Source organism: Actinoallomurus acaciae (genome assembly GCF_042429965.1).
GTDB lineage: Bacteria > Actinomycetota > Actinomycetes > Streptosporangiales > Streptosporangiaceae > Actinoallomurus > Actinoallomurus acaciae.
On record NZ_JBHLZP010000023.1, the window covers coordinates 645 to 24,969 of the forward strand.

Annotated in this window: 23 protein-coding genes; 12 read left to right on the plus strand and 11 right to left on the minus strand. The window is 69.5% G+C overall.

The window, feature by feature from the left end; translation table 11 throughout:
• From ACFFNX_RS05345 to ACFFNX_RS05360, 4 genes are all read left to right on the plus strand, one after another.
• On the plus strand, positions 1–347 hold a 347-nt coding region (locus ACFFNX_RS05345; protein ID WP_378196060.1), incomplete at its 5' end, for an adenosylhomocysteinase.
• Positions 348–363: 16 nt separating this feature from the next.
• Complete coding sequence (locus ACFFNX_RS05350; RefSeq protein WP_378196063.1) at positions 364–567, plus strand: hypothetical protein; 204 nt, start codon at positions 364–366, stop codon at positions 565–567.
• Positions 568–1,035: 468 nt separating this feature from the next.
• Positions 1,036–1,362 (plus strand): antibiotic biosynthesis monooxygenase, encoded by a 327-nt coding sequence (locus ACFFNX_RS05355; RefSeq protein ID WP_378196066.1) that lies wholly within the window; start codon positions 1,036–1,038, stop codon positions 1,360–1,362.
• Between the two features lie 53 nt (positions 1,363–1,415).
• On the plus strand, positions 1,416–1,751 hold the full coding sequence (locus ACFFNX_RS05360; RefSeq protein WP_378196069.1) for a DUF190 domain-containing protein: 336 nt from the start codon (positions 1,416–1,418) through the stop codon (positions 1,749–1,751).
• Positions 1,752–1,760: 9 nt separating this feature from the next.
• On the opposite strand, the gene ACFFNX_RS05365 is transcribed toward ACFFNX_RS05360, so the two are convergent.
• Positions 1,761–2,174, minus strand: coding sequence for a thioesterase family protein (locus ACFFNX_RS05365; protein WP_378196072.1), 414 nt, complete (start codon positions 2,172–2,174; stop codon positions 1,761–1,763).
• A gap of 196 nt (positions 2,175–2,370) precedes the next feature.
• Between ACFFNX_RS05365 and ACFFNX_RS05370 the strand changes: the two genes are divergently transcribed.
• Positions 2,371–3,531 (plus strand): acyl-CoA dehydrogenase family protein, encoded by a 1,161-nt coding sequence (locus ACFFNX_RS05370; RefSeq protein WP_378196075.1) that lies wholly within the window; start codon positions 2,371–2,373, stop codon positions 3,529–3,531.
• Between the two features lie 13 nt (positions 3,532–3,544).
• Positions 3,545–4,060 (plus strand): SRPBCC family protein, encoded by a 516-nt coding sequence (locus ACFFNX_RS05375; protein WP_378196078.1) that lies wholly within the window; start codon positions 3,545–3,547, stop codon positions 4,058–4,060.
• 39 nt (positions 4,061–4,099) lie between these two features.
• Here the strand turns inward: ACFFNX_RS05375 and ACFFNX_RS05380 are convergent, their stop codons facing one another.
• The gene (locus tag ACFFNX_RS05380) at positions 4,100–6,082 is read right to left on the minus strand and encodes a glycosyl hydrolase family 18 protein (protein WP_378196081.1); all 1,983 of its coding nucleotides are present in this window, start codon (positions 6,080–6,082) and stop codon (positions 4,100–4,102) included.
• 205 nt (positions 6,083–6,287) lie between these two features.
• On the opposite strand from ACFFNX_RS05380, the gene ACFFNX_RS05385 reads away from it, so the two are divergent.
• The 4 genes from ACFFNX_RS05385 to ACFFNX_RS05400 are packed head-to-tail and all read left to right on the plus strand — an operon-like array spanning position 6,288 to position 10,678.
• The gene (locus ACFFNX_RS05385) at positions 6,288–7,142 is read left to right on the plus strand and encodes an NUDIX domain-containing protein (RefSeq protein WP_378196084.1); all 855 of its coding nucleotides are present in this window, start codon (positions 6,288–6,290) and stop codon (positions 7,140–7,142) included.
• Between the two features lie 48 nt (positions 7,143–7,190).
• Positions 7,191–8,120 (plus strand): hypothetical protein, encoded by a 930-nt coding sequence (locus ACFFNX_RS05390; RefSeq protein ID WP_378196087.1) that lies wholly within the window; start codon positions 7,191–7,193, stop codon positions 8,118–8,120.
• A 51-nt stretch (positions 8,121–8,171) separates the two neighbouring features.
• A complete protein-coding gene (locus ACFFNX_RS05395; protein ID WP_378196090.1) occupies positions 8,172–8,639 on the plus strand; it encodes a MarR family winged helix-turn-helix transcriptional regulator in 468 nt (155 codons plus the stop codon).
• Positions 8,636–10,678, plus strand: a complete 2,043-nt coding sequence (locus tag ACFFNX_RS05400; protein WP_378196093.1) for an MFS transporter — start codon at positions 8,636–8,638, stop codon at positions 10,676–10,678. The genes ACFFNX_RS05395 and ACFFNX_RS05400 overlap by 4 nt, the downstream gene beginning before the upstream one ends.
• Before the next feature lie 127 nt (positions 10,679–10,805).
• Here ACFFNX_RS05400 and ACFFNX_RS05405 read toward each other — a convergent pair whose 3' ends face one another.
• The 4 genes from ACFFNX_RS05405 to ACFFNX_RS05420 form a co-directional block, all read right to left on the minus strand.
• The gene (locus ACFFNX_RS05405) at positions 10,806–10,982 is read right to left on the minus strand and encodes a hypothetical protein (protein WP_378196095.1); all 177 of its coding nucleotides are present in this window, start codon (positions 10,980–10,982) and stop codon (positions 10,806–10,808) included.
• A 194-nt stretch (positions 10,983–11,176) separates the two neighbouring features.
• Positions 11,177–11,320 (minus strand): hypothetical protein, encoded by a 144-nt coding sequence (locus tag ACFFNX_RS05410; protein ID WP_378196098.1) that lies wholly within the window; start codon positions 11,318–11,320, stop codon positions 11,177–11,179.
• Positions 11,321–11,414: 94 nt separating this feature from the next.
• Entirely contained in the window at positions 11,415–11,597 is a 183-nt protein-coding gene (locus ACFFNX_RS05415; protein WP_378196101.1) for a hypothetical protein, read from the minus strand.
• 366 nt (positions 11,598–11,963) lie between these two features.
• Entirely contained in the window at positions 11,964–12,917 is a 954-nt protein-coding gene (locus ACFFNX_RS05420; RefSeq protein ID WP_378196104.1) for a ribonuclease Z, read from the minus strand.
• A gap of 143 nt (positions 12,918–13,060) precedes the next feature.
• Here ACFFNX_RS05420 and ACFFNX_RS05425 point away from each other — a divergent pair, with 143 nt between their 5' ends.
• Positions 13,061–14,116 carry a hypothetical protein gene (locus tag ACFFNX_RS05425; protein ID WP_378196107.1) on the plus strand — a complete coding sequence of 352 codons (1,056 nt, stop codon included), beginning with the start codon at positions 13,061–13,063 and terminating at the stop codon, positions 14,114–14,116.
• Between the two features lies 1 nt (position 14,117).
• Positions 14,118–14,426: a hypothetical protein gene (locus ACFFNX_RS05430; protein ID WP_378196110.1), complete on the plus strand. Its 309-nt coding sequence runs from the start codon at positions 14,118–14,120 to the stop codon at positions 14,424–14,426.
• A 113-nt stretch (positions 14,427–14,539) separates the two neighbouring features.
• On the opposite strand, the gene ACFFNX_RS05435 is transcribed toward ACFFNX_RS05430, so the two are convergent.
• The 5 genes from ACFFNX_RS05435 to ACFFNX_RS05455 all read right to left on the minus strand — a co-directional run bounded on the left by ACFFNX_RS05435 (position 14,540) and on the right by ACFFNX_RS05455 (position 24,032).
• A complete protein-coding gene (locus ACFFNX_RS05435; protein WP_378196113.1) occupies positions 14,540–16,468 on the minus strand; it encodes a Xaa-Pro dipeptidyl-peptidase in 1,929 nt (642 codons plus the stop codon).
• Positions 16,469–16,567: 99 nt separating this feature from the next.
• Positions 16,568–18,766: a 1,4-alpha-glucan branching protein GlgB gene (gene glgB, locus ACFFNX_RS05440; RefSeq protein WP_378196116.1), complete on the minus strand. Its 2,199-nt coding sequence runs from the start codon at positions 18,764–18,766 to the stop codon at positions 16,568–16,570.
• Between the two features lie 109 nt (positions 18,767–18,875).
• The gene (locus ACFFNX_RS05445) at positions 18,876–20,261 is read right to left on the minus strand and encodes a maltokinase N-terminal cap-like domain-containing protein (RefSeq protein ID WP_378196119.1); all 1,386 of its coding nucleotides are present in this window, start codon (positions 20,259–20,261) and stop codon (positions 18,876–18,878) included.
• Between the two features lie 43 nt (positions 20,262–20,304).
• Complete coding sequence (gene treS / locus ACFFNX_RS05450; RefSeq protein ID WP_378196142.1) at positions 20,305–22,020, minus strand: maltose alpha-D-glucosyltransferase; 1,716 nt, start codon at positions 22,018–22,020, stop codon at positions 20,305–20,307.
• 14 nt (positions 22,021–22,034) lie between these two features.
• A complete protein-coding gene (locus tag ACFFNX_RS05455) occupies positions 22,035–24,032 on the minus strand; it encodes an alpha-1,4-glucan--maltose-1-phosphate maltosyltransferase (RefSeq protein ID WP_378196122.1) in 1,998 nt (665 codons plus the stop codon).
• Positions 24,033–24,325: the final 293 nt, after the last annotated feature.

Sequence of the window (24,325 nt, forward strand, 5' to 3'; positions counted from 1 at the left end):
AGGAGGAGGTCAAGCCGCAGGTCCACACCTGGACCTTCGAGGACGGCCACAACATCATCGTGCTGGCCGAGGGCCGGCTGGTGAACCTGGGGTGCGCCACCGGCCACCCGTCGTTCGTGATGTCGAACTCCTTCACCAACCAGGTGATCGCCCAGATCGAGCTGTTCAACCACACCGAGCAGTACCCGGTCGGGGTCTACACGCTGCCCAAGCACCTGGACGAGAAGGTGGCCCGCCTGCACCTGGACGCGCTCGGCGTCAGGCTGACCACGCTCACCAAGGAGCAGGCCGCCTACATCGGCGTCGACGTCGACGGTCCCTACAAGGCGGACCACTACCGGTACTGACCGGGTCGGGATCTCGATGAATGACTCGATGAACGAGGAGAACGAGAGAGCGCGGGACGGCCTGCCCGAGCCGTCCGAGCGGACCGGCCTGATGACGGGTCACGACGAAGCCGATGAAGTGCGGGCCAAAGCCGCCGACGCCCTGCAGGTCGCCCTGGACCGGCGGGACAACGGCGGGCCACGAAATGACCCGGCCGGGAATTTCGGTCACCCGGACTGACGGCGGCCGTTGACGCGTCCGATCCTCAGAGCCCGCGCGGACAGACCGCGCGGGCTCTTCAGGCTCGCCGGTCGGTCACACGGCGCCCCTGGGACGAGCAGGCGTATGTTCGGTCCAGCGGTCGCCGGCCGGGTCGTCACCGCCGGGATAGGGCCAGAGGTGATGCGCGGACCAGTCGTGTCCGTCGCGGCTGTCCGTTCCGATCCAGGGAGCGAGCAGAGCAAGGACTGCGAGTACCGCGAGAAGCATCCATGCCATGTGATTTCACCTCACTGGCATTGCCGGACCGAGATGTTGACTGCCCTCAACTATTGATTAAGATGGCTTACCATGCCACCGACATCTACTTAACGCTCGATTAAGTTGATCTAATGGCTTGAATTTTCACCTTGAATCATCGGTTGCGCAGTATTATCGGATGACCCGGGAAGCGGTGGTCCGCGGGCGTCGCCGATATCGGAGGATGCAATGATCGCCAGAACTTGGAGCGCTTCTGCGAACGCCGGCGGGGCAGCCGCCTACCAGCGGCATTTCGAAAGTCACGTACTCTCCGAGCTGGCCGAGGTGCCGGGATACCTGGACGCTTTCCTCTTGTGCCGAGAGGAGTCGGGCCGCGTCGAGCTGACGGTGCTCAGCTTCTGGAATTCCGTGGACGCGATTCGTCGTTTCGCCGGTCCGGAGTATGAGACGGCGGTGGTCCACGACGACGCCAAGGCCGTCCTGGATCACTTCGACACGGTCGTCCGGCACTACTCCGTGGCGGTGGCCGCGTCCGAGGCGGGTGGCGAGGAGTGACGCGACGCGATCGGGAGCGGAGGCCGGTGGAGCCGGTTCCGGTCGCGCGGTTGATGATCCTTGTGAGTGAACGCATCCGCCGGGATCGCCGGCCCGTGCATACCGAGATCGTCGCCCGTGCCCGCGAGGCCGGGCTGGCGGACGTCACCGTGTTACGCGGCATCGACGGGCACATCGGGGCATCGCGGCGGTCGAGCCGAGGTCTCCTGCGCCGCCCCGACAACGTCCCGGTCACCGTCCTCGTCTTCGACCAGGAAGAACGCCTCCGGAAGTTCCTCACGGGCCTGGCCGACATCACGGAGGACTGCATCGTGACGCTCGACACCGCCGAGGCCTATCGGTACGGCCGCGCCGACGCGGGCACCCGCGGCCGCCGCGACGCCGGCTGAGCGGGCGGATCAGTGGCCGGCGGTCTCCACCTGACCATCGCTCCGTCCCCCCGTACGTGCGGCCAGCCGGTCCGTGAACCGCGCCACGTCGATGACCGCGCGCTTGTGCGTTCCCCGGCAGATCACACCGGCGTCATCGGACGCCTGCACGGAGAAGGTGAGCCGGCGCCCCTCGACGGAGACGAGCTCCACGGTCACCGTGAGGTCCTCCCCCGGGGGCGTGGGCGCCTCGTGGCTGAGGTCGACATGGACGCCGAGCGTGCGTTCGGCGTCTTCGAGTTGCCCGGCGAGCGCGCGCATGCAGGCCCACTCGACGATTCCGACGAGATAACCGGTGGCCAGGACGTCCGGCAGTGCGGCGAATTCGGCCGATTCGGGCAACAGGCGCGGGACTGTTCTCTCGGGCGGGACGGTATACGTCATCGTCGCCGTCAGGCCGGGCCGCAGGCCGTCTCGCATTCTTTCTGTCCCATCTCGGTCACCATGATCGCCGAGGGTGGCCCCGCATCGCGACGTGGGCCTACGTTATCCGGTCGAGGTGCTCTGACCGGATATCCGGCACCCGTAAGGTCAACATCACTAAAACAGAGCTGTCAGCGTCGAGCAAGGGAGATCGAAAATGTCGACGACTCCGGCGGTCCCCGGCGAACTCCTTCCCCTGGTGCGAGAGCTGGTCGCCAAGGAGATCGCTCCGCGGGCCGACGAGGACGAGGCCAACAGCCGCTTTCCGCGCGACCTGTGCCGCAGCCTGGGCAGCCTCGGCGTGCTCGGCCTGCCGTATCCACGCGAGTTCGGCGGGAGCGGATGGCGCTTCGAGGACTACCTGCGCGTGCTCGAACTCCTGGCCGGCGGCTGGCTCACGATCGCCGAGACGGTCGCGGTGCACACCCTCGCGTGCTTTCCCGTCGCCGCCCACGGTGACGACGCGCAGCGCCGGGAGCTGCTGCCGGCCATGCTCGGCGGCGACCTGCTCGGCTCCTACTGCCTGTCCGAACCGGGTGCCGGCTCCGACGCGGCGTCGCTGACCACGAAGGCGGCGCTCGACGGCGAGCACTTCGTCGTCAACGGCACCAAGGCGTGGATCACCCACGCGGGGCACGCGGACTTCTACAACCTGTTCGTGCGGACCGGAGCGGACGGTCCCGGCGGGATCAGTTGCCTGCTGGCGGACAAGGACACTCCCGGTCTGTCTCCGGACCGCCCCGAGAAGAAGATGGGCCTGACCGGGTCGCCCGTCGCGCAGATCCACCTGAGCGACGCGAGGGTCCCGCGCGCGCGGCTCGTCGGTGAGCTCGGCAAGGGGTTCACGATCGCCATGTCCGCCCTGGACCGAGGCCGCCTGGGCATCGCGGCGTGCGCCATCGGGCTCTCCCAGGCGGCGTTGGACGTCGCGACCGACTACTCACTGACCCGCCGCCAGTTCGGCCGTCCCGTGGGCGAGTTCCAGGCCGTCGCCTTCATGCTCGCCGACATGGCCACCGCGATCGAGGCGGGACGTTCCCTCTACCGCTCCGCCGCGCGCCGGCTCGACGACGGTGAGGACATCACCAAGGAGGCGGCGATGGCGAAACTGTTCTGTACCGACACCGCGATGCGGGTCACCACCGACGCCGTGCAGATCCTCGGCGCGGTCGGCTACACCGACCGCTACCCGGTCGAACGCTACATGCGGGAGGCGAAGGTCTTGCAGATCTTCGAGGGGACCAACCAGATCCAGCGCCTGGTGATCAGCCGGCGGCTGACCGCGCAGCGCCGGGACGCGGCCTCGGCCGAGCGGTGAGCCGGGGACGCCGATGCTCCTGACCGACCGCCCGCTCGTTCAGCGGGACATCGAGATCGCCGCCCCGCCCGTCGTCGTCTGGGACCTGGTGACCGATCCGGCGAAGATGGGGACGTTCTCCCCCGAGAACACCGGGGGCAGCTGGGACCCGCCCTTCACCGAAGGAGCGCCGGGCGCGTGTTTCACCTCGGGGAACCGCCGCGGGGACATGCGGTGGAGCCGGAGGTCCACCGTGCTGACCTGGTCTCCTCCGCGCCAGTTCGCCTTCGCGGTCACCGACCCCGACGACCCGGACGGCGATCCGGCACGGCCCATCGCCGTCTGGAGATATCAGCTGCACCCGCTCCGTGACGAGCGCACGTGGCTGTGCGAGTCCGTGGACTTCGGCACGGCGCGATCGCCGCTGACCGACCGCATCGCCGAGGTCCCCGGCAGGCACGAGCGGGTCATCGCCGCCCGCTGCCGCGAACACGCCCGCAACATCGACGCCACCCTGCGCGCCGTCAAGGCCGCGGCCGAAGGCAGCTGAGCCGAGGGGCGGCCCCCGCGGGAGCCGCCCCTCGTTCCGTCACTTGAGGCCGCTGTCCAGGGCGGACATCAGGGGGCCGGTGTCACCCGACATCTCCCAGATCATCGCGCCGCCGAGGTTGCCGGCCTTGATGTAGTCGGTCTTCTTGCCGATGGACCACGGGTCGTCGAAGGTCCACCACTGACCGTTCGCACCCGTGTAGCAGTACGTCGCCACGGACTGTTCGTTGTGGTGGACGGTGCAGCCCGGGACGTTCGCGGCGATGTTCTTGTAGCCGCGCGTACCGGCCTCCTCCGGGAAGTCGCCCGGCGCCGCGCCGTTCGCCTGCTGCCATTCGCCGTTCGCGCCGCCGTCGGCCACCTGCTGCCAGCCGCGGCCGTAGAACGGGATGCCGACGAGGATCTTGCGCGGGTTCACGCCGGCGCCGGTGTAGAGCTTGACGGCCGAGTCGACGCTGAAGTGGGTCGGGTACGGGTCGTTCGGGTCGGTGTACAGGTTGGCCTGGTCACCGGTGCGGTTCGGCTCCCAGGAGTTGTCGCTGCCGGAGCCGTGGAAGTCATACCCCTGCATGTTGGCGTAGTCGAGGGAGTTGAAGATCGCGGACAGGTCCCAGCCCGCGTTGATCTTCGCCTGGTCGGCGGGGGTGAACGCGGTGAGCAGGTGGCCGGAGCCCAGCGCGTTCAGTTCGGTGCGGAACTCGGCGAGCAGCGCGGTGAAGTTGGCCTTGTCGTCCGCCGAGTAGTGGTTGCCGGGGTGCCCGTCGGGGCTCCCCGGCCACTCCCAGTCGATGTCGAACCCGTCGAACACGCCCGCGCCGGTCCCCGCACCGCCCGTGCCGTCGGAGGAGACGGGCAGGTTGCCCTTGATGAACATGTCGATGCAGGAGCCGACGAACTTCTTGCGCGACGCGTCGGTCTTGGCCACGTCGGAGAAGAACTTCGAATACGTCCAGCCGCCGAGGGAGACGAGCACCTTGAGGTTCGGGTGCTTGGCCTTCAGCTTCTTGATCTGGTTGAAGTTGCCCTTGAGCTTTTGATCCCACGTGTCGGCGACGCCGTCGACGCTGTGGTCGGCGCTCACGGAGGCGCCGTAGTCGGCGTACGCGTCACCGGCGCCGGTGCCCTGGTCCGGGTCCTCCGGGTTGGTGGTGGTCGCCTTGGTCGTGTCGAAGCAGGTGAGGTTGTTCGGATCGATGTTCTCGAACGCGTAGTTGAGCACGGTCAGCTTGCCCGCCGCGCCGTTCGTGTCCAGGTCCTTCATCCAGAAGTTGCGGCCGTAGATTCCCCACTGCGGGTAGTAGCCGATCTTCTGGTACGTGCCGCCGGTGCCGCCTCCTCCGCTCGCCTGGGTCGTGCCGGTGACGGCCGCGCTCTTGGCCGACTCGTTGCCGGCGGCGTCGAGCGCGGTGACGGTGTAGGTGTGGCTGGAACTCGCGGCCAGCCCGTCGACGGTCGCGCCGGTGCCGCTCACGGACGCGACGACCGCAGACCCCTCGTACACCTTGTAGCCGGTGACGCCGACGTTGTCGGTGGAGGCGGTCCAGGCGAGCGTGATCGAGGAGGAGGTCGTGCCGGTCACCCGCAGGCCGGCGGGGACGGACGGCGCGGAGGTGTCGGCGCCGCCGCCACCGCCGCCCGCGCAGGGCGAGCCGTTCAGCATGCAGTTGGTCGGCGTGGCCGATTCGGGGGCGCCGTTGAACCCGAAGCTCACCGTGGCGCCGGGTGCCAGCGTGCCGTTGTAGGAGGCGTTGGTGAACGTGTAGTGGTCGCCGCTGTGGGTGAGCACGGCGTCCCACGCGGAACCGATCGACCCGCCGGCGGGCACGTCGACGTCGACCTTCCAGCCGTTCAGCGTGGTCGAGCCGCCGTTGGTGATCGTGTATTTGCCCTGGTAGCCGGTGCCCCAGCCGGAGTCCTTGGAGAACGTCGCGGTCGGCGTGCCGGCCGCCTGGGCGAGGTGGGGGAGGGAGAGGAGTGCCGTCGTGGCGAACGCGACGACGAGTCGGAGGAACGGTCGTTTCACTTGGTGCTCCCCGGTCTGGCGGGAAAGAGGAGCGCGGCGCCGCACTAACAAAAAGGAAACTTTCCTGTAAGTCCGGACCGTAGCCTGGAGGAGGGCGGGCGTCAATGCCCCTGGGCCCGGAGGGCCCCGCCCGCGTGCTGAGGGCGAGTCTCCCGCCGGGGTGACGCGGCGCCATCCCCGAGGGGATCAGGTTTAGGCTCCACTCATGGGCGACGGCGACGGCTGGGCGAACTGCGACGCGGGGCATCGGCACTGGGGGCGCCACGGGGCGGCGGGGCTGCTGCCGTACTGCATGGACCCGGAACCGTACATCCTGCTGCAGAAGCGGTCGCGGCTGTCGATCGGCGGCGGCACGTGGGGCCTGCTCGGCGGGGCCCGGCACAGCCATGAGGACCCGGTCGAGGCGGCCCTGCGCGAAGCGTCCGAGGAGAGCACGCTCGACCCCTCGATCGTCCGCGGGCTGTGGCTGTCCCGCGAGGACCACGGCGGCTGGTCCTACGACACGGTGATCGGCTCCGTGCCCGTACGGGCCGAGGTGCGCCCGCAGTCGTTCGAGAGCGCCGCGGTGGCATGGGTGCCGGCCGACCAGGTCGCGCGCCGGAGGCTGTTCCCGGCGTTCGCCGACGCCTGGAGGCTGCTGAGCCGGTCGCTGTACCAGCTGGTCCTCGTGGTCGACGTGGCGAACGTCATGGGCTCACGTGCGGACGGCTGGTGGCGCGACCGCCGGGGCGCGGCCGAGCGGCTGCGTGACGAGATCGCCGCCATCGACGGCTTCGACGGTGTCCCGGGGGCCGTCGTCGACCTCTGCTACCCGAAGATCGTGCTGGTCGTCGAGGGCCAGGCGCGCGGCGTGGGCGCGGTGGAGGGCGTCGAGGTCGTGGCCGCCCCGGGCAGCGGCGACGACACGATCGCCGAGCTGGCCGCGCCCCGCGCACCGGACGAGCGTCGCCTCGTCGTCACCGCCGACCGCGAGCTCCGCGCCCGCTGCGAGTCCGCGGGCGCGACGGTCACCGGCCCCCGCTGGCTCCTGGACGCGATCCGCCGCTCCTGCTCCGCCTGAGCGCCGGTCCGCCGCCACGAGAACACGTCGCCGAGAAAGGGATGAGAATTGGGATACGCGGTCTCCGCGGCGAGTCTCAAGCAGTACCACGACGACGCACTCGCCCCTCATGCCCAGGCGCTGCGGGATCTTGAGAGGGACCACGCCGACCTGGCGATGCCGCCCTTTCCCCGGAGCCTCGGTGCCGCCGGCCTCTTCACAACGGTCAACGACCGGCTCGGGCAGGTGCTGGGCGACGCGGTCCGGAATGCGGCGTCCAGCCGGACCAGGCTGGCCGAGACCACGGGTCGCTATGGCGGGGCGGAGGCCACGAACATCTCCTACTTCACCGGCAGAGATCCGGACACCTCGCCGGCGGCCGCCATACCGTCCACGCCGTCTCTCGACGGTCCTGCGTCACCGCCCACCGCCGGGGACCCGCAGGACCTGATGGCGATGCTGCGCACCGGAATCGAGAGGCTGAACTCCACGGCCGCGTCCCTGGGCGGGCTCTCACTGGTCCGGCCGGTCACCGAGCACCTCTGGGCGAACGCCGTCGACCCGCGGCACTACGACACGGCGGCGAGCGTGCACGCCGCACACGCGCGGCACATCGCGGAGCTGAGGTCCCATTTGGACGAGTCGGCCAGGAAGACGGTGCTCTGGGACGGTTCGGCGCATGACGCGTTCGAGACGGACCGGAGACGTCACCTCACCACCCTGGACGACGCGGAGGCCCACTCCCAGAACCTGTCCGCCGCCTACGGCGAGATGGCCGTCACGATGCGCCGGTTCCTCTCCCACGCGGCACTGGCGATCGCCGCCTTCCTGGCCGCGTTCTCCCTGACGTTGTTCGTCTCCCATTTCTTCGAGTCGGCCCTGTTCCTCTGCCTGGCGGAGATCGCCGCGTTCGTGCTCTATCTGGCCGGCTGGCTCGTGGTCCGGCTTGTTCACATGGGGCAGATGGTGCGGAAGACGCTCGGCTCCCGCGCCGCCTAGATCGACAAGTAACTTGGCAAAGTTGCTTGCCTAACTGCTACGGTGGCCGACATGGGGGGAAATCTCGGGTCAAAGTGGTCGGCGGCGACGGCGCAGCGTCTCGACGTCGCGATCAAGCGCCTGCGGGGGCGGCTGCGTACCGAGTCGGGGATGTACTCCCTCGGGCTGACCATCACCCAGCTCTCGGTGCTGCGCAGCGTCGTGGACAAGGGCCCGATCACCGCGGCCCGTCTCGCCGAGGTCGAACACGTCAGCCCGCAGTCCATCGCGCAGAGCCTGGCGGTGCTCAAGGCCGCCAAGCTGGTCCGCGGCGAGCGCGACCCGCATGACCGCCGCAAGACGCTGATCAGCGCCGATCCCTCCGCCGCCGAGCTCATCGGCTCGCTGCTCGCCGGCCGCGCGTCCTTCCTGGCGCGAGCCGTCGACCGGCTCGTCGCCCCCGAGGAGCGCGAGGACCTGGAGAAGGCCATCGAACTGCTGGAACGTCTTGCCGCGGCGGACCTGAGCGGCGGAGTGTGAACACCCGTCTCACCGAGGCGGACTCGCCGGCGCGCGGCGTCGAGCCCTTCACCTGGACGTTCACCGCGCCGCTCTACGTGGGCGCCAGCCTCAACCCGATCAACAGCTCCATCATCGCGACCGCGCTGGTGCCCATCGCCTCCGGCCTGCACGTCTCGGTGGGGAGCACCTCCGTGCTGGTCACCTCCCTGTACCTGACCAGCGCCATCGCGCAGCCCACGGCGGGCAAGCTGGCGGAGGCGCTCGGCCCACGCCGGATCTTCCTCAGCGGCATCCTCCTGGTGCTGCTCGGCGGCCTCATCGGCGGCCTCGGCCGTGACCTCGCGATGCTGACCGTGGCCCGCGTGCTCGTCGGCATCGGCACCTCGGCCGGGTTCCCGTCGGCGATGGTGCTGATCCGGCGCCGTGCGACGGACGCCGGGCTGACGTCGCCGCCGGGCGGCGTGCTCGGCGGCATCGCGATCGCCGGCATGGCCACGGCGGCCGTCGGCCCGCCGATCGGCGGTCTGCTGGTCGGCGCCGCCGGCTGGCGCTGGGCCTTTCTGATCAACATCCCGGTCACCGCGCTCGCGATGGCGATGGGCGTGCGCTGGGTACCCAGGGACCCGGTACGCGAGGGCGGGCCGCGCGGCTTCCGCGAGATCGCCGCCCGTATCGACCTGCCCGGGATCGTCGGCTTCGCCGCGGCGATGACCTCATCGATCGTCTTCTTGATGAGCCTCCCGCACGCCGACTGGTACGCGCTCGCCGTGTTCGTGGTGGCCGCCGTGCCGACGGTGTGGTGGGAGCTCCGTACGACCAGGCCGTTCTTCGACCTTCGCGAGCTCGCCTCCAACGGCGCCCTCGGCCGGACGTACCTGCGGCAGGCGTTCACCCTGCTCGGCGTCTATACCGTGATGTACGGGATGACGCAGTGGATGGAGGCGGCGCGCGGGATCTCCACCGAGGACGCCGGACTGCTCCTCCTGCCGATGGGCGCGGTCTCCGCGCTGCTTTCGCGCCCGCTCGCCAGCCGGAACCTGGTGCGCGGCCCGCTGATCGCCTCGGCGGTGAGCATGCTCGCCGGGTCCGTCGGCATCGTGCTGCTCACCTCGCACGGCCCGGTGCTCGCGATCGTGTCGGTGTCACTGATCTTCGGTGTCGCCTCCGCCACCACCACGGTCGGCAATCAGACCGCCCTGTACCTCTCGGCGTCGCCGGAGCAGATCGGCACCGCCTCCGGCCTGTTCCGGACCTTCGGGTACCTCGGAACCATCGTCTCGGCCGTCGCCACCAGCGTGGTCTTCCGCCACGGGGCCGACGACCACGGCCTGCACACCCTCGGCGCCGTGCTGGTCGCGGCGGGTGTCGTGGTCCTGCTGCTGACGGTCCTGGACCGTCGGCTGATGAGCCGCCGCACCCCCATCCAAGAGAACACGAACACCGTCCAAGGAGAACAACGCGTGAGCACCACCGACGTCCCGGCGATCGACCCCAAGCGGACCGCCCTGCTGGCGATGGACTTCCAGAACGGGATCGTCACCCACATCCCCGGCTCCGACGCGCTGATCGAACGGGTCAACGGCGCCATCGCCGACGTCCGCGCCGCCGGCGGCACCATTGGATACGTCCGGGTCGCCTTCACCGAGGACGACTGGACCGCCGTCCCGGAGAGCAACAAGACCTTCGCCGCGGCCGCGGCGGCCAAGATGATGCACGACGAGGACACCACCACCCGGATCGACGAGCGGCTCACCCCGCAGGAGGGCGACATCGTGGTCCGCAAGATCCGCTTCGGCGGGATCTCCACCACCGACCTCGACCGGCGGCTGCGCGACCGCGGCATCGACACTCTGGTGCTCTCCGGCATCAGCACCAGCGGAGTCGTCCTCTCCACCCTCATCGACGCCGCCGACCGCGACTATCGCGTCTACGTCCTGTCGGACGGCGTCGCCGACTCCGACACCGAAGTCCACGAGGTGCTGCTGAACAAGGTGTTCCCGTCCCGCGCCCACATCATCGACACCACCCGGCTGAACGAACTGCTGCGGCCCGCCTGACCGGCCGCGGCACGCGGCAGCGGTGATGCGCGGGGGAGGCCTTCATGGACCCGACCCCGCGCCGACCGGCAGCGGAACGGCCAGCCCTGCTGAGGAGCCCGAGACCCGGCGCAGCGGGACCGGCCGGTCAGCGGTACGGGGTGGCGCGGACCCACTCGTACGCGCCCCGCTCGTAGCCCGCCGCGAGTTTCACCGTGATCCGCTCGGCCTCGCCGGCGTCGACCCGCTCCCGGGGTTCGGCCTCGGGCCCGGCCGAGCAGCACGGCGATCCGCAGACGCGTCGCCGGGTGGCTCTCGTCCACACGCGGCCGCTTCGATTCCGGCAGGTTCGCGGACGACCCCGCGCTGCTCGGCCCCGGCGCGCACCGCCGTCTCCGATGTGACGAGCATGTCCCCGGCGGCGGGGAGGCGACCTGGCCCGCGAGACGGTCGGCGAGGTACGCGGCCCGCAGGCCGTCAGCGCCGGTTACGTGCGGGACACCACGGTGACCAGCGCACTCACCCCGCGCTGGAGCGTCTGCGCATGAGGTCGATGAGGTGGTCCATCCGCCGGTCGCGCCGCATGACCGGGCCGGCGTCGACGGGCGGTGCCGGCGACCGGGCCGTGACGCCGTGGGCGAACTCATGGCCCAGCAGCGCCATGCGCTGCTGCTGCCAGGTCAGGGCGTCCAGGAGCGGCAGGCCGATCTCCCCGGCGTGCCGCCGCCGTAGGAGGCGCCGAACCTCCCGGTGACGATCACCACGGGCGCTGCCCCGACCTCCGCACCGACCGGTACGAGCAGGGCGAACAGTCCGGCCGTGCCCACCCGGCGCCGCCGCGCGAAATCCGGCCGAGGCGCGGGGCGAGGAAGAACGCGAGGCCTACCGGCACGACGGCGGCGACGTTGACGCCCGCCCACAGCAGCAGACCGGTGGCCACGGGCGGAGCGTGCGGGTGTGTGCGGCTTGGTGTGGGGAGGTGGGGGGCGTCCTGGGGCGGGTCGGGTTCGGCGTGCGGCTTCTCGGGGTGTGGGGTCTTGGCCGGTGACCACGGGCGGAGCGGGCAGGCGTGCACGGCTGGCGTGGGGAGATGGGAGGCGTCCCCAGCCGGGTCGGGCTCGGCGCGTGACATCTCGGGGCGGGGGGCTTGGTCGGGTGGGCCGGCCGGTGAGCGGGCCAGGCCCGCAGTGGCCGGCCGTGCGGGGCCTCGGGCTCGGCGAGCCCCCAGTCGTACTCCGCGCACCGGATCTGATGGCTGCGAGGACGTGGGACACATAGGGCACAGATCAGACGTATCGGCGGTCGTCTATGGGCGTGGTGCGCTGCCCGGTCGGCGGCGTGACGGGACTGGTACGCGGATGAGGTCTCGTGCCGTGACGATGTCGCCTCCGTACGCTGCGGCGGCCTCCTCGGTGAACCGTCGCTCGTCGTCGGTGCCGTACCGTTCGGAGAAGTGGGTCAGGACGAGGCGCCGTACGCCGGCGTCGGCGGCGATCCGGCCGGCCTGGCGTGCGGTGAGGTGCCCGTACTCCTCGGCCAGTTTGGCGTCGGCATCGAGGAACGTCGACTCGACCACGAACAGGTCGACCCCGTCGGCGAGCGGATTGATCGCCTCGCAGAGTCGGGTGTCCATGACGAACGCGACCTTCTGACCGGGCCGGGGGACGCTGCACTCCTCGAGCGTGACCGTACGGCCGCCGGGCGCGGTGACCCGCCCTTCGCGCTGGAGGCGTCCGGCGAGCGGTCCCGCGATGCCGTACGCGGCGAGCCGGTCGGGCAGCATCGTGACTCCGCCGGGCTCCTCGATCCGGTAGCCGTAGGACTCGACGCCGTGGCTGAGCCGCCGCGCGGTGAGCGTGAACGGCGCGCCGTCCGCCGGGACCTCCTGGACGTCCCCGGCGACGGGCCACTCGCTGATCACCTGGGTGTCGTGGAAGAGCGCGGCGTGGCGCAGCCGCCGCCAGTACTCGGCGCCGCTGCGGGGGAAGACCGCGCTCACCGGATGGGCGACCCCGTCCCGCGCGATCCGCTGTACGACCCCGGGCACGCCGAGACAGTGGTCGCCGTGAAAGTGGGTGAGGCAGATCGCGTCGACGTCGTGAGCGCTGACCCCGGCACGGATCATCTGCCGCTGCGTGCCCTCCCCGGGGTCGAACAGGACGCCGAACCCGTCCCAGCGCAGCAGGTACCCGTTGTGGTTCCGGCTCATGGTCGGCACCGCGCTGGAGGTCCCGAGCACGACGAGCTCCCGTGAGGACATGCCCTCATGATGCCGGGTCCACCGGCGCGGCCGCCGTCCGGGGGGCGGTGATTCATCCGGTGTTGATTTCCGGAGATAACGGCATTCCGTATTTCGGGCTACCACTTCGATCATGAATCAATTCACTTCGCGCTCTGGTGATCATGGTGACCGTGGAGTTAGCCTGCAAAGCTCGGCAACTACCTTTAGCGGAATGTGTTAAGGATGCCTCCATGAGGATGGATCGCATTGACGATGCTGACGCGAGTGAGGCGGCCGAAGGCGGCAACGGCAGAGGCCGCCCGCCCGCCGATCTGCCCGGATCGGAAGATTCGTTATCCCGTGCCGAAAGCCGCAGGGGCGCGCTCGCGGCGAATGAAAAACCGGCTTCGGCCCGCCCGGAAACGGACACGTCCGGGCCGGAGGCGTACGCGAAGCGGCTCGACACCCCTCTCGCCGACGGTCGGCCGACGCCGCGCGAGTTCCTGCGCGGCTTCCGGCCCGCGGAGGGAGGTCTGCCGGAGGTCGGCGAGCGGGAGGCCGGCGACTACATCGCCCGATACGTCGGCGAGCGCCCGTGGCTGGCCGGTGCGAAGGACTGCGACCCGGTCGTCCAGCGCGTACTGGCCGCCCTCGACCTGGGGCAGGGGCACGCGCTCGAACGTCACGAGGGGTACGCCGACGACGAGAGGCTTCAGCGCCGGGTGACCGCGCTGGAGGACCCGGCCCAGCTCGACCCGCTCAAGAGGGCGGCCGGCATCGATGGGTGCAGGCCCGGAGATCGGGCTCACGGGTGTGGTGCCACCGCCACCGCGATCCAGGACCCGACGGCCTTCGCCGTGGCCATCGCGTGTGGAATCCGGCATCCGGACGTCCTCCACGCCCTGCGGACGCCGTACGCCCGCAACGTGCGACCGGACAAGGTCCAGGTGCCGATCGAGGATCTCCTCGGTGCGGACGGCCATGAGTACTGCTCGGGATACGTCCTCACACCGGTCGGCGGCAGTCTCCCGGCCGCGCAGGACTGCCGGACGGCGTGGTTGGACGCGAAAAACCATCCGGAGCGTGAGCCGGACGTCTCCCCGCCCCGATGCACGCCTGTGCACAGTTTCGCGGGCGGCACCATCGAATATCTATTTCGTGCCACTCGCGCGAAAGACGGCTATGAGATATCAACGATGTACGTTGAGCCGTCGGATAGCGCTCTCCGAGGAGGCTGACATGCGCGATCCGTTCTGGAAGAAAACGCCTGATGCGCCTTTTGCCACGCTCGTGCGGATCGCCGGGACGTACTGCCATCCCGAGGCCGACGAAAACGCATATGACGACCTCAAGGTGCTCGCTCGGCGCGATGACCGTCGAGAGATGACCGATTTCAAGAACGATCTGCGAAGGGCCATCGTCGATCCTTCCGGGCTGCCGGAGTGGGAGCTCTACCGGGAGGTCCAGTTCGACGACGGGAGCACGGAGAAGTTCCTTCGCCGGCTCTGGCGGGACCTGTACCCCGACGAGCCTCTTCCGGAGCCGTGACGCCGTGACGCCGTGACGTGATCACACCGGTCCTGAGCAGGCAGGACCCCGGGGACGCCTTCGAACGTGGACGGGCCCCGGGACGCGTGTCCCGGGGCCCGTGGAACCACAGATCAGTGGAAGAAGCGGGGCTGGCGGGGGAGGACCACGTGGGTCGGGCCGCGCCAGGCCTGCTCGGTGGAGAACGTCCTGTCCTGCGACGGCGTGCCGCCGCTCACCACCACCGGCAGGCCGACCTGGCTGCCCGCCAGGTCGACCTTCACCGTCGCGCCCGTGGCCTGCTCGTCGTACTGGACGTCGCCGTCCACGCCGAACAGGATCAGCGCCAGCCGGTGGCCCGCCTTGAACCGGTAGTCCTGCGGCAGGGTCTGCCAGCGCACCGAGTACGTCTTACCCGGCGTCAGCGGCGACGCCTTGCTCAGCGACGTACGGTTCTGCGCGTCCAGGAAGCCGCGCGTCACCACGTTCACGTCCGAGGTCACCGTGTCGGTCGCCACCTGCTTGTAGCAGGCGTCGTCCGTCGCGGTGCTCTCGCCGTGGCAGTCCTCCGTCGTCAGGGTCTTCACGCCCGAACCCGAGCCGAGGTAGTTCACCCGCGTGTCGGTGCCGTAGTCCACCAGCAGCGCGCCCAGGTCGGCGGCGGGACGGTCGGAGGTGAACCTCAGCGACACCGTCGGCGTGCCCGACAGCCGTACGTCCTGCTTGAGCGGCGCCGTGGTGTAGGCCAGCCGGTACGGCCGGGCCGTCGTCGGGTCGGTCACCAGGGAGCCCTCATCCTCCTTGGTGTCGGTGAACGCCGCGTTGCCCGAGGCGGCGGACAGGCCCAGCGTGCCGTCGGTCTGGGGACGCAGGGAGAGGTTCCGCGCCTGCGGCGCCGGCCAGTCGGACTCGGTCGCCCACTGGTCCGGGCCGACCTCGATGTCCGCGCGCGGCTGCTTCATGACGCCGTTGTTCACGTGCCAGAGCCAGTAGTCGAACCACTGGTGCAGGGTGTCCACCCACGCGTCGCGGCGGAAGTCGAACGGGTCCACGTGCCCGTACTGCGACAGCCACACCTTGCGCGGCACGCCCCGCGCCGCGAGGCCGGCCCACCACGTGGAGAACTGGCTCGGCTTGACGTTCAGGTCGTTCGTGCCGTGGACGGCGAACACGCTCGCGTGCACGCGGCTCACGTCCGGCCGGTAGTTCCGCTCGTTCCAGAACGCGTTGTAGTTCCCGGTCGCGTCGTCCTGGCCGGTCGCCAGCCGCTGGTTGACGGCGGCGCACTTGGCCGGCGGGTCGGTGTCGACCGTGTCGGCCAGGCCGTCCTCCTCACCCGACCACCAGAGCGTGCCGTTCATCCGGCTGTAGTCGTACCAGGAGCTGATCGCCGAGATCGGCACGATCGTGTCCAGGCCCTGGACGCCGGTCGCCGCGACACCGTTGGCGAGCGTGCCGTCGTAGGACTTGCCGATCATTCCGGTGTGACCGTTGGTCCAGGTCGCCTTGACCTTCTTGCCCTGGGCGTCGTACGCGGTCGCGCGGCCGTTCAGCCAGTCGATGACCGCCTTGCCGCCGAGGACGTCGGACCGGCCGCCGGAGGTGGGGCAGCCGTCGGACTTCGTCGTGCCGTCCATGTCGACGTCGAGCACGGCATAGCCGCGCGGCACGAAGTAGTTGTCGTAGTAGAGCGGGAACTTGACCGGGTTCCCGGCCGCGTCGTACGTCTTGCGCTCGCTCTCGTTCCCGCGGCCGAGGTTGTCGTAGTACGGGCTCTCGTCCATGATCACGGGGACCTTGAAGTCCGGGCCGCTCTCCTTCGGGCGGATGATGTCCACCCGGATCAGGTCCTTCTTACCGTCGTGGTCGGAGTCGACCGGCGACTGGACCCGGACGTACTCCCGGATCGCGTCCGCATAGGAGAAGACCGGCTGGGTCACCCCGCCGGACACCTTGATCGTGGGCCTTTTCGCCGCCTGGGCGGCGGGCGCCCCCGTGACCGCGAGCGCGGCCACGGCGGCGATCGCGGCGGCGAGAAGGCCTCGCCGTGGTGAGATCGGCACGCGTTACCTCCTGAGGTTGCGCGCGCAAATCTGCCGCGACCGGTGCGGCCGCACAAGATCTTTAGCCATATCCGGCCGAGAACCGAGCGGTGCCGAAGGTCACTCCGGGGACAGCCAGAGAGCACCGAGCGGGGGCACGCGCAGCAGCGCGGAGGCCGGCTGGCCGTGCCACGGCTCCTCAGCGGCCCAGGCCGCGCCCATGTTGCCGACGCCGCTGCCGCCGTACTCGAACGCGTCCGTGTTCACCACCTCGCGCCAGCGGCCCGTACGGGGCAGGCCCAGCCGGTAGTCCTCGTGCGGGATACCGGCGAAGTTGACCACACAGGCCAGCGGTGTGCCGTCCGGGGCGAACCGCAGGAACGAGATCACGTTGCCGGCGACGTCGTCCGCGTCGATCCAGCTGAAGCCCTCCGGCCGGGCGTCCTGCGTCCACAGCGCGGCCGCCTCGCCGTAGGCCCGGTTGAGGTCGCGGACCAGCCGCTGCAGGCCCGCGTGGAAGTTGTCCTCGGCCTTGTCGAGCAGCCACCAGTCGAGCGACCGGGACTCGGCCCACTCGGCGCCCTGACCGAACTCCTGTCCCATGAACAGCAACTGCTTGCCCGGGTGCGCCCACATGTACGCCAGCAGCGAGCGCAGCCCGGCGAACCGCTGCCACTCGTCGCCCGGCATCTTGCCGAGCAGCGAGCCCTTGCCGTGCACGACCTCGTCGTGGGACAGCGGCAGCACGTAGTTCTCCGAGTACGCGTACACCATCGAGAAGGTGATCTCGTGGTGGTGGTAGCCGCGGAAGATCGGCTCGTGCTTGAGGTAGCCGAGCGTGTCGTGCATCCAGCCCATGTTCCACTTGAAGCCGAACCCCAGCCCGCCCAGGTGGGTCGGCCGGGTGACCCCGGGCCACGCGGTGGACTCCTCGGCGATCGTCATGATGCCGGGGGAGCGCTTGTAGCAGGTGGCGTTCATCTCCTTGAGGAAGTCGATCGCCTCGAGGTTCTCGCGCCCGCCGTAGATGTTGGGCGTCCACTCGCCCTCGCCGCGCGAGTAGTCCAGGTAGATCATCGAGGCGACCGCGTCCACCCGCAGGCCGTCGACGTGGAACTCCTCCAGCCAGTAGCAGGCGTTCGCGACGAGGAAGTTGCGCACCTCCGAGCGGCCGAAGTCGAAGATGAACGTGCCCCAGTCCTTCTGCTCGCCCCGGCGCGGGTCGCCGTGCTCGTACAGCGGCGTGCCGTCGAAGCGGGCGAGGGCCCACTCGTCCTTGGGGAAGTGGCCCGGCACCCAGTCGACGATCACGCCGATGCCGGCCTGGTGCAGCCGGTCCACCAGGTGGCGGAACTCATCGGGGTCGCCGAACCGGGCGGTCGGCGCGTAGTAGGAGGTGACCTGGTAGCCCCACGACCCGCCGAACGGGTGCTCGGAGACCGGCAGGAGCTCCACGTGCGTGAAGCCCATGCCGGCGACGTAGTCCACCAGCTCGGTGGCGAGCTCGCGGTAGCCGAGCTCCGACCGCCACGAGCCGAGGTGCACCTCGTACACGCTCATCGGCGAGCGCAGCGGGTCATAGGACTTGCGCCGCGTCATCCACTCGTCGTCCTCCCAGGTGTAGTGGGAGGTGAAGATCTTCGAGGCGGTCGCGGGCGGCCGCTCCGCGTACTGCGCCATCGGGTCGGCCTTGCGCCGCCACACGTGGTCGACGCCGAGGATCTCGAACTTGTAGTTGGTGCCGTCGCCGACGCCGGGCACGAACAGCTCCCACACCCCGGACGAGCCGAGCGAGCGCATCGGGTACGCGCGGCCGTCCCAGTGGTTGAAGTCGCCGATCACCCGCACGCCGCGCGCGTTCGGCGCCCAGACCGCGAACGAGGTGCCCTCGACCGGCCCGAACACCGACCGGTGCGTACGGGTGTGCGCGCCGAGGACCTTCCACAGCTCCTCGTGCCGGCCCTCGCCGATCAGGTGCAGGTCCAGCTCGCCGAGCGTCGGCGCGTGCCGGTAGGGGTCGTCCTGGACGATTTCGGGACCGTCGTAGACGACCGCGAGACGGTAGTCGGGCACCGCCATCGGCTCGTCGCCCGACAGCGGGCTCCCGGGGGTCAGGGTGGCCGCGAAGACGCCTTCGTGAACGTGGCGCATCGGGCGGCGTTCACCGTCGGCGAGGACGACCTCCACCCTGCTCGCCAGCGGCCGAAGCGCGCGGATGGTCACGCCGTCCTGCCCCGGGTGCGCGCCCAGGACTCCGTGGGGGTCGTGATGGTCCCCGCCGATCAGCCGGTCGATCTCGTCGTGGGTGACCCGCGCCATGACGCTCCTCGAACTGTCGCTGCGAACTCGTATCTTCAACGTGCCCGGTGGGTGGAGCGTAATCCTCTTCGATCAGGTGATCGCGGACCGCGCCACCGGCCGGACCGGGTCAGCGGGCGGGCGATCCCGGGGCGGGCGAGGAGCTCAGCGCGGCGATGGAGCCGAGCGGGATGTGCAGCCAGGTCGGCCGGTTCCGCGCCTCGTACATGACCTCGTAGACGGCCTTGTCGAACTCGAAGGCGCGGATGATCTCCTCGTGCGCCGCCGGGTCGACGCCGCCCGCCTCGGCGTAGCCGCGGCAGAACGCCGTGCGGTTGCGCTCGGCCCACTCGTGCGCGCGATACTCCAGCTGGTCCGGGTTGGCCGAGACCGCCTTGCCGTTCACCAGCAGGTGCCGGGCCGCGTAGTCGTAGGAGCGGAGCATCGCGGCGACGTCGCGCAGCGGATGCGCCGGCTGCCGGCGCTCCTCCAGCGGCTTGGCCGGCTCGCCCTCGAAGTCGAGCAGCATCCAGCCCGTCTCGGTCCGCATGACCTGGCCGAGGTGGAAGTCGCCGTGGACACGCTGGACCATGAGGGGCTCGTCGAGCTTGGCGAAGGCGTCGAAGGCCTCGCTGAGCCGCCCGGCGTACGGGACGAGCTGGGGAACGGCGGCGCAGGCCGCGTTGAGCCGGACGTGCATCTGCCGGGCCAGCTCCCGCGCCTCGGCGGCGGACATCATGCCGGTGCCGAAGGCCGTGGCCAGGTCGCGGTGGACCGCGGCGGTGGCGGCGCCCAGGCGTTCGGACTCGGCGGCGAAGTCGCCGCCGACCTCGTCGGCGTGCAGGTCGGCCTCGGCGTACAGGTCACGCACGCTCGTGCCGGCGAGCTGCCAGCCGTCGGTGCCGGTCCGCAGGAACTCCGACAGCATCGCGAGCGTGGAGACGGTGCCGTCCAGCTCACAGGAGATCCATCCGTAGAGCGCGGGCACGTGCTTGCTGCCCACGCTCATCAGGCCGCGGCTGAGCTCCAGGTCGGGGTTGATGCCGGCGGTCAGCCGCCGGAACAGCTTGCAGATGTAGACGTCGCCGTAGATGAGCGAGCTGTTGCTCTGCTCGGCGGGGCTGGCGAGGCTGTCGAGGTCGGTCTCCAGGCCGGAGATCGACCGGAACGCCAGCGGCCCCACATCGGCGGAGGCGGCCATGTTCTCCAGCAGCACACGGGTCAGCTCGGGGTCGTGCACGGCGTCGTAGACGTGCACGCCGTCGATGAGCCCGATCTCGGCGTACTCCAGCCGCCCGGGCAGCTCGCGGCGGAGGCCGACCGGTACCTGGTAACGGTCGACCTGCTCACCCTGGCGTACGGCGATCACTACGTGGCGTAGCGACGGATCGCCGGAGACCAGCTCCGTTTCGGTCGCGACCGAGACGTCGTCGATCCCTCGGTCCTTGCCCGCGAACCACCGCTGGCGCGGAAGCCAGTCCGCGATCAGATCGTCGAGTCGTTCGGTCAGCCGCACTGGCTACGTCACCTCGCCTGTTCTTCCTGCCTGACCCACATGGCTATTCGCCACCACCTCCGTGGTTCGTCGGCAGGAGGAACCAGTAGAAACCGTGTCCTGGAAGTGTCAGGAGATATGGCAATTCCCCGATTGGAGGGAATTGAACACCACCCATGCACTCGACCGGGTTGACGCCCTCGAAGCGCCGCAGGTCGAGCTCCACGGGTTGGGGGAAACGTGACAGGTTGTTCACACAAAGTACGCGATCCGCGCCGAACTCCCTAACGAAGGCCAGGACGCTCGGGTTGGACGCGGACAGCTCCGTGTAGTCGCCGACCCCGAAGACGGGGTGGCGCTTGCGGATCTCGATCATCTTGCGCGTCCAGTGCAGCAGCGAACCCGGGTTGTTCTGCTGCGACTCGACATTGATCGCCTGGTACCCGTAGATCGGGTCCATGATCGTCGGGAGGTAGAGGCGGCCCGGGTCGCACTTGGAGAAGCCCGCGTTGCGGTCCGGGGTCCACTGCATCGGGGTACGGACCGCGTCGCGGTCGCCGAGCCAGATGTTGTCGCCCATCCCGATCTCGTCGCCGTAGTACAGGACCGGAGATCCGGGCAGCGACAGCAGCAGCGCGGTGAACAGCTCGAGCTGGTTGCGGTCGTTGTCGAGGAGCGGGGCCAGCCGCCGGCGGATGCCGATGTTGGCCTTCATCCTCGGGTCCTTGGCGTACTCGGAGTACATGTAGTCGCGCTCTTCGTCCGTCACCATCTCGAGCGTCAGCTCGTCGTGGTTACGGAGGAAGATGCCCCACTGGGCGTTCTCGGGGATCTTCGGCGTCTGGGCCATGATCTCCGAGATCGGGTAGCGCTGCTCCCGGCGCACCGCCATGAAGATCCGCGGCATGACCGGGAAGTGGAACGCCATGTGGCACTCGTCACCGCCCGTGGCGGGGTCGCCGAGGTACTCCACGACGTCCGCCGGCCACTGGTTGGCCTCGGCCAGCATCACCCGGTCGGGGTAGAGCCGGTCGATCTCCTTGCGGACCAGCTTGAGATAGTCGTGCGTCTCCTTGAGGTTCTCGCAGTTGGTGCCCTCGCGCTCGAAGAGGTACGGCACCGCGTCGAGGCGGAACCCGTCGATGCCGAGGTCCAGCCAGAACCGCAGGACCTCCAGCATCGCCTCCTGCACGGCCGGGTTGTCGAAGTTGAGGTCCGGCTGGTGGTTGAAGAACCGGTGCCAGTAGTACTGGCCGCGCACCGGGTCCCAGGTCCAGTTGGAGGTCTCGGTGTCGACGAAGATGATGCGGGCGTCGGGGTAGCCCTCGTCGTTGTCGGACCAGACGTAGAAGTCGCCGAACGGCCCGTCCGGGTCCTCCTGGGAGGCCTTGAACCACGGGTGCTGGTCGCTGGTGTGGTTCATGACCAGGTCGGCGATGATCCGGATGCCGCGCTTGTGCGCCTCGTCGACGAGTTCCACGAAGTCACCGAGGTCGCCGAACTCCGGCAGGATCTTCATGAAGTCGCTGATGTCGTAACCGCCGTCACGCAGCGGCGACTCGTAGATCGGCAGCAGCCAGATGCAGTCGATGCCGAGCCAGACGAGATAGTCGAGCTTCTCGGTGAGGCCCTTGATGTCGCCGGTGCCGTCGCCGGTCGAATCGTAGAAGCCGCGGATCAGCACCTCGTAGAAGACCGCGTTCTTGTACCAGTGCGGCTCGTTCGGCGTCTCGCGCGTGAACGTGTCCGGAACCGGCTCTACGGCGCCGCCTCCGAGCAGGGGATCGATCTGGGTCAACTCTCGCCTCTCGAAACCGTGAAGATGTGTGCAGTCTGGGTGTGCGGGTCGAGGCGCACGTAGTTCGATTGCCGCCAGGTATAGGAGCCGCCGGACAACTCGTCCCTGACGACGAACTCGTCCGGCCAGTCCAGACCGAGCGCGGGCATGTCGAGGTGGACGGTCGCCTCGCGAACCTGATGTGGATTGAGATTGACGACGACCAGCACGACGTCCCCGAGGTCCGCGGTGTTCCCGTCGGCCGGGGGCACGCGTTTGGAGAAACAGATCAGCTCAGGCTGGTCGACGTTATGGAATCGTAGATTACGCAGCCTGCGCAGGGCGGGGTGTGCTCTTCGCAAAGAGTTGAGGGTCGAGATGAGCGGCACGAGGCTCCGGCCCTCGCGCTCGGCCGCCTCCCAGTCGCGCGGCCGGAACTGGTATTTCTCCGAATCGCGATACTCCTCGCTGCCGGGTCGCACCGGGGTGTTCTCGAACAGCTCATAACCGGAGTAGACGCCCCACGTCGGCGACAGCATCGAGGCCAGCACGGCGCGCACCGCGAACGCCGGCGGCCCGCCGTGCTGGAGGTACTCGTGCAGGATGTCCGGCGTGTTGACGAAGAAGTTCGGCCGCATGTACGCGGCCGCGGCGCCGGACAGCTCGCCCAGGTACTCCTCGAGCTCCTGTTTGCTGTTGCGCCAGGTGAAGTACGTGTAGGACTGGTGGAAGCCGATCTTGCCGAGCGTGTGCATCATCGCCGGCCGGGTGAACGCCTCGGCCAGGAAGAGCACGTCGGGGTCGGTCTCGGCGATGCTCGCGAGGAGCCGCTCCCAGAATGCCACCGGCTTGGTGTGCGGGTTGTCCACCCGGAAGATCCGCACGCCGTGGTCCATCCACAGCCGTACGATCCGCTCGATCTCCCGGTAGATGCCCTCGGGGTCGTTGTCGAAGTTGAGCGGATAGATGTCCTGGTACTTCTTCGGCGGGTTCTCGGCGTAGGCGATCGAGCCGTCGGCGCGCGTGGTGAACCACTCGGGGTGCTCCTTGACCCACGGATGGTCCGGCGAGCACTGCAGCGCCAAATCCAGCGCGACCTCCAGGCCGAGGTTCTTGGCGTAGTCGACGAACGCGTCGAAGTCGGCGAACCCGCCGAGCTGCGGGTGGATCGCGTCGTGGCCGCCGTCCTCGGACCCGATCGCCCACGGCGATCCGGGGTCGTGCGGCTCGGCGTGCAGCGTGTTGTTCGGGCCCTTGCGGAACTGCGAGCCGATCGGGTGGATCGGGGGCAGATAGACCACGTCGAAGCCCATCTCGGCGACCGCCGGGAGCCGCTTCATCGCGCTTCGGAACGTTCCCGACTGCGGCGCGCGGCGACCCATGGGATCGTGCGAGGCGCCCTCCGAGCGGGGGAACATCTCATACCAGGAGCCGTACAGGGCGCGCTCGCGCTGGACGAGCAGCGGGTGCCAGTCGGTCACCGTCACGAGCTCGCGCAGCGGGTGCCGCTCCACCAGCGCGTGGACCTCTGCCGTGTCGGCCGCCTCGAAGCGCATGAGCGGCGGGATCGCGGTCTCGCGCAGCGCGCGGACCACGCCCGTGACCGTCGCGCGCTCGGCCCGGGGCACCTGCGCGGCGAGGCGCTCGAACAGCAGGGCGCCCGCCTCGAGCATCAGCTCGACGTCCTGCCCGCGCGGGATCTTGATGCCCGCGTCGTGCCACCAGTGCGCGATCGGATCGCCCCACGCCTCGACCCGGAAGTGCCACGTCCCGGTCGAGGAGGGCGTGACCTCCGCGGCGTACCGGTCGGTGCCCGGGGTGACCTCGCGCATGATGACCGGCGGACCGGTGCGGCCCTCGGGATCGCGTAGTACGACGCCCGCGCCCAGCATCTCGTGCCCTTCGCGGAACACCGTGGCGCCGACCGTGAAGGTCTCGTGGGGGACGGCCTTGGCGGGCCAGCGACCGCAGTCGACCACCGGCTGCACGTCGAGAATGGGAATTCGTCCGATCATCGCAGGCGAGCGTACCGACGTGGAGGCGGGATCAACCTCGTCTTCCGAAATAAATGATCTTTCTTGACCACCGGTGGCGCCGTGCGGTACGGGGGTGCTCGGCTCGCGCATATGGACTCCGTTGCCAATCTCCCGCGAGTGAAACGGGAGAATTGTCGCTTTTCATGATCGGGGAGGATCTCGGCACATCAGCGGTACCGGGAGGGGGATCCCAGGGAGAGGTATGCGCGGCCAGATCCGGTTGTTCGTGCCTGTATCGATGGTACGGCGATGGCGAGACCGGCCCGTACGGC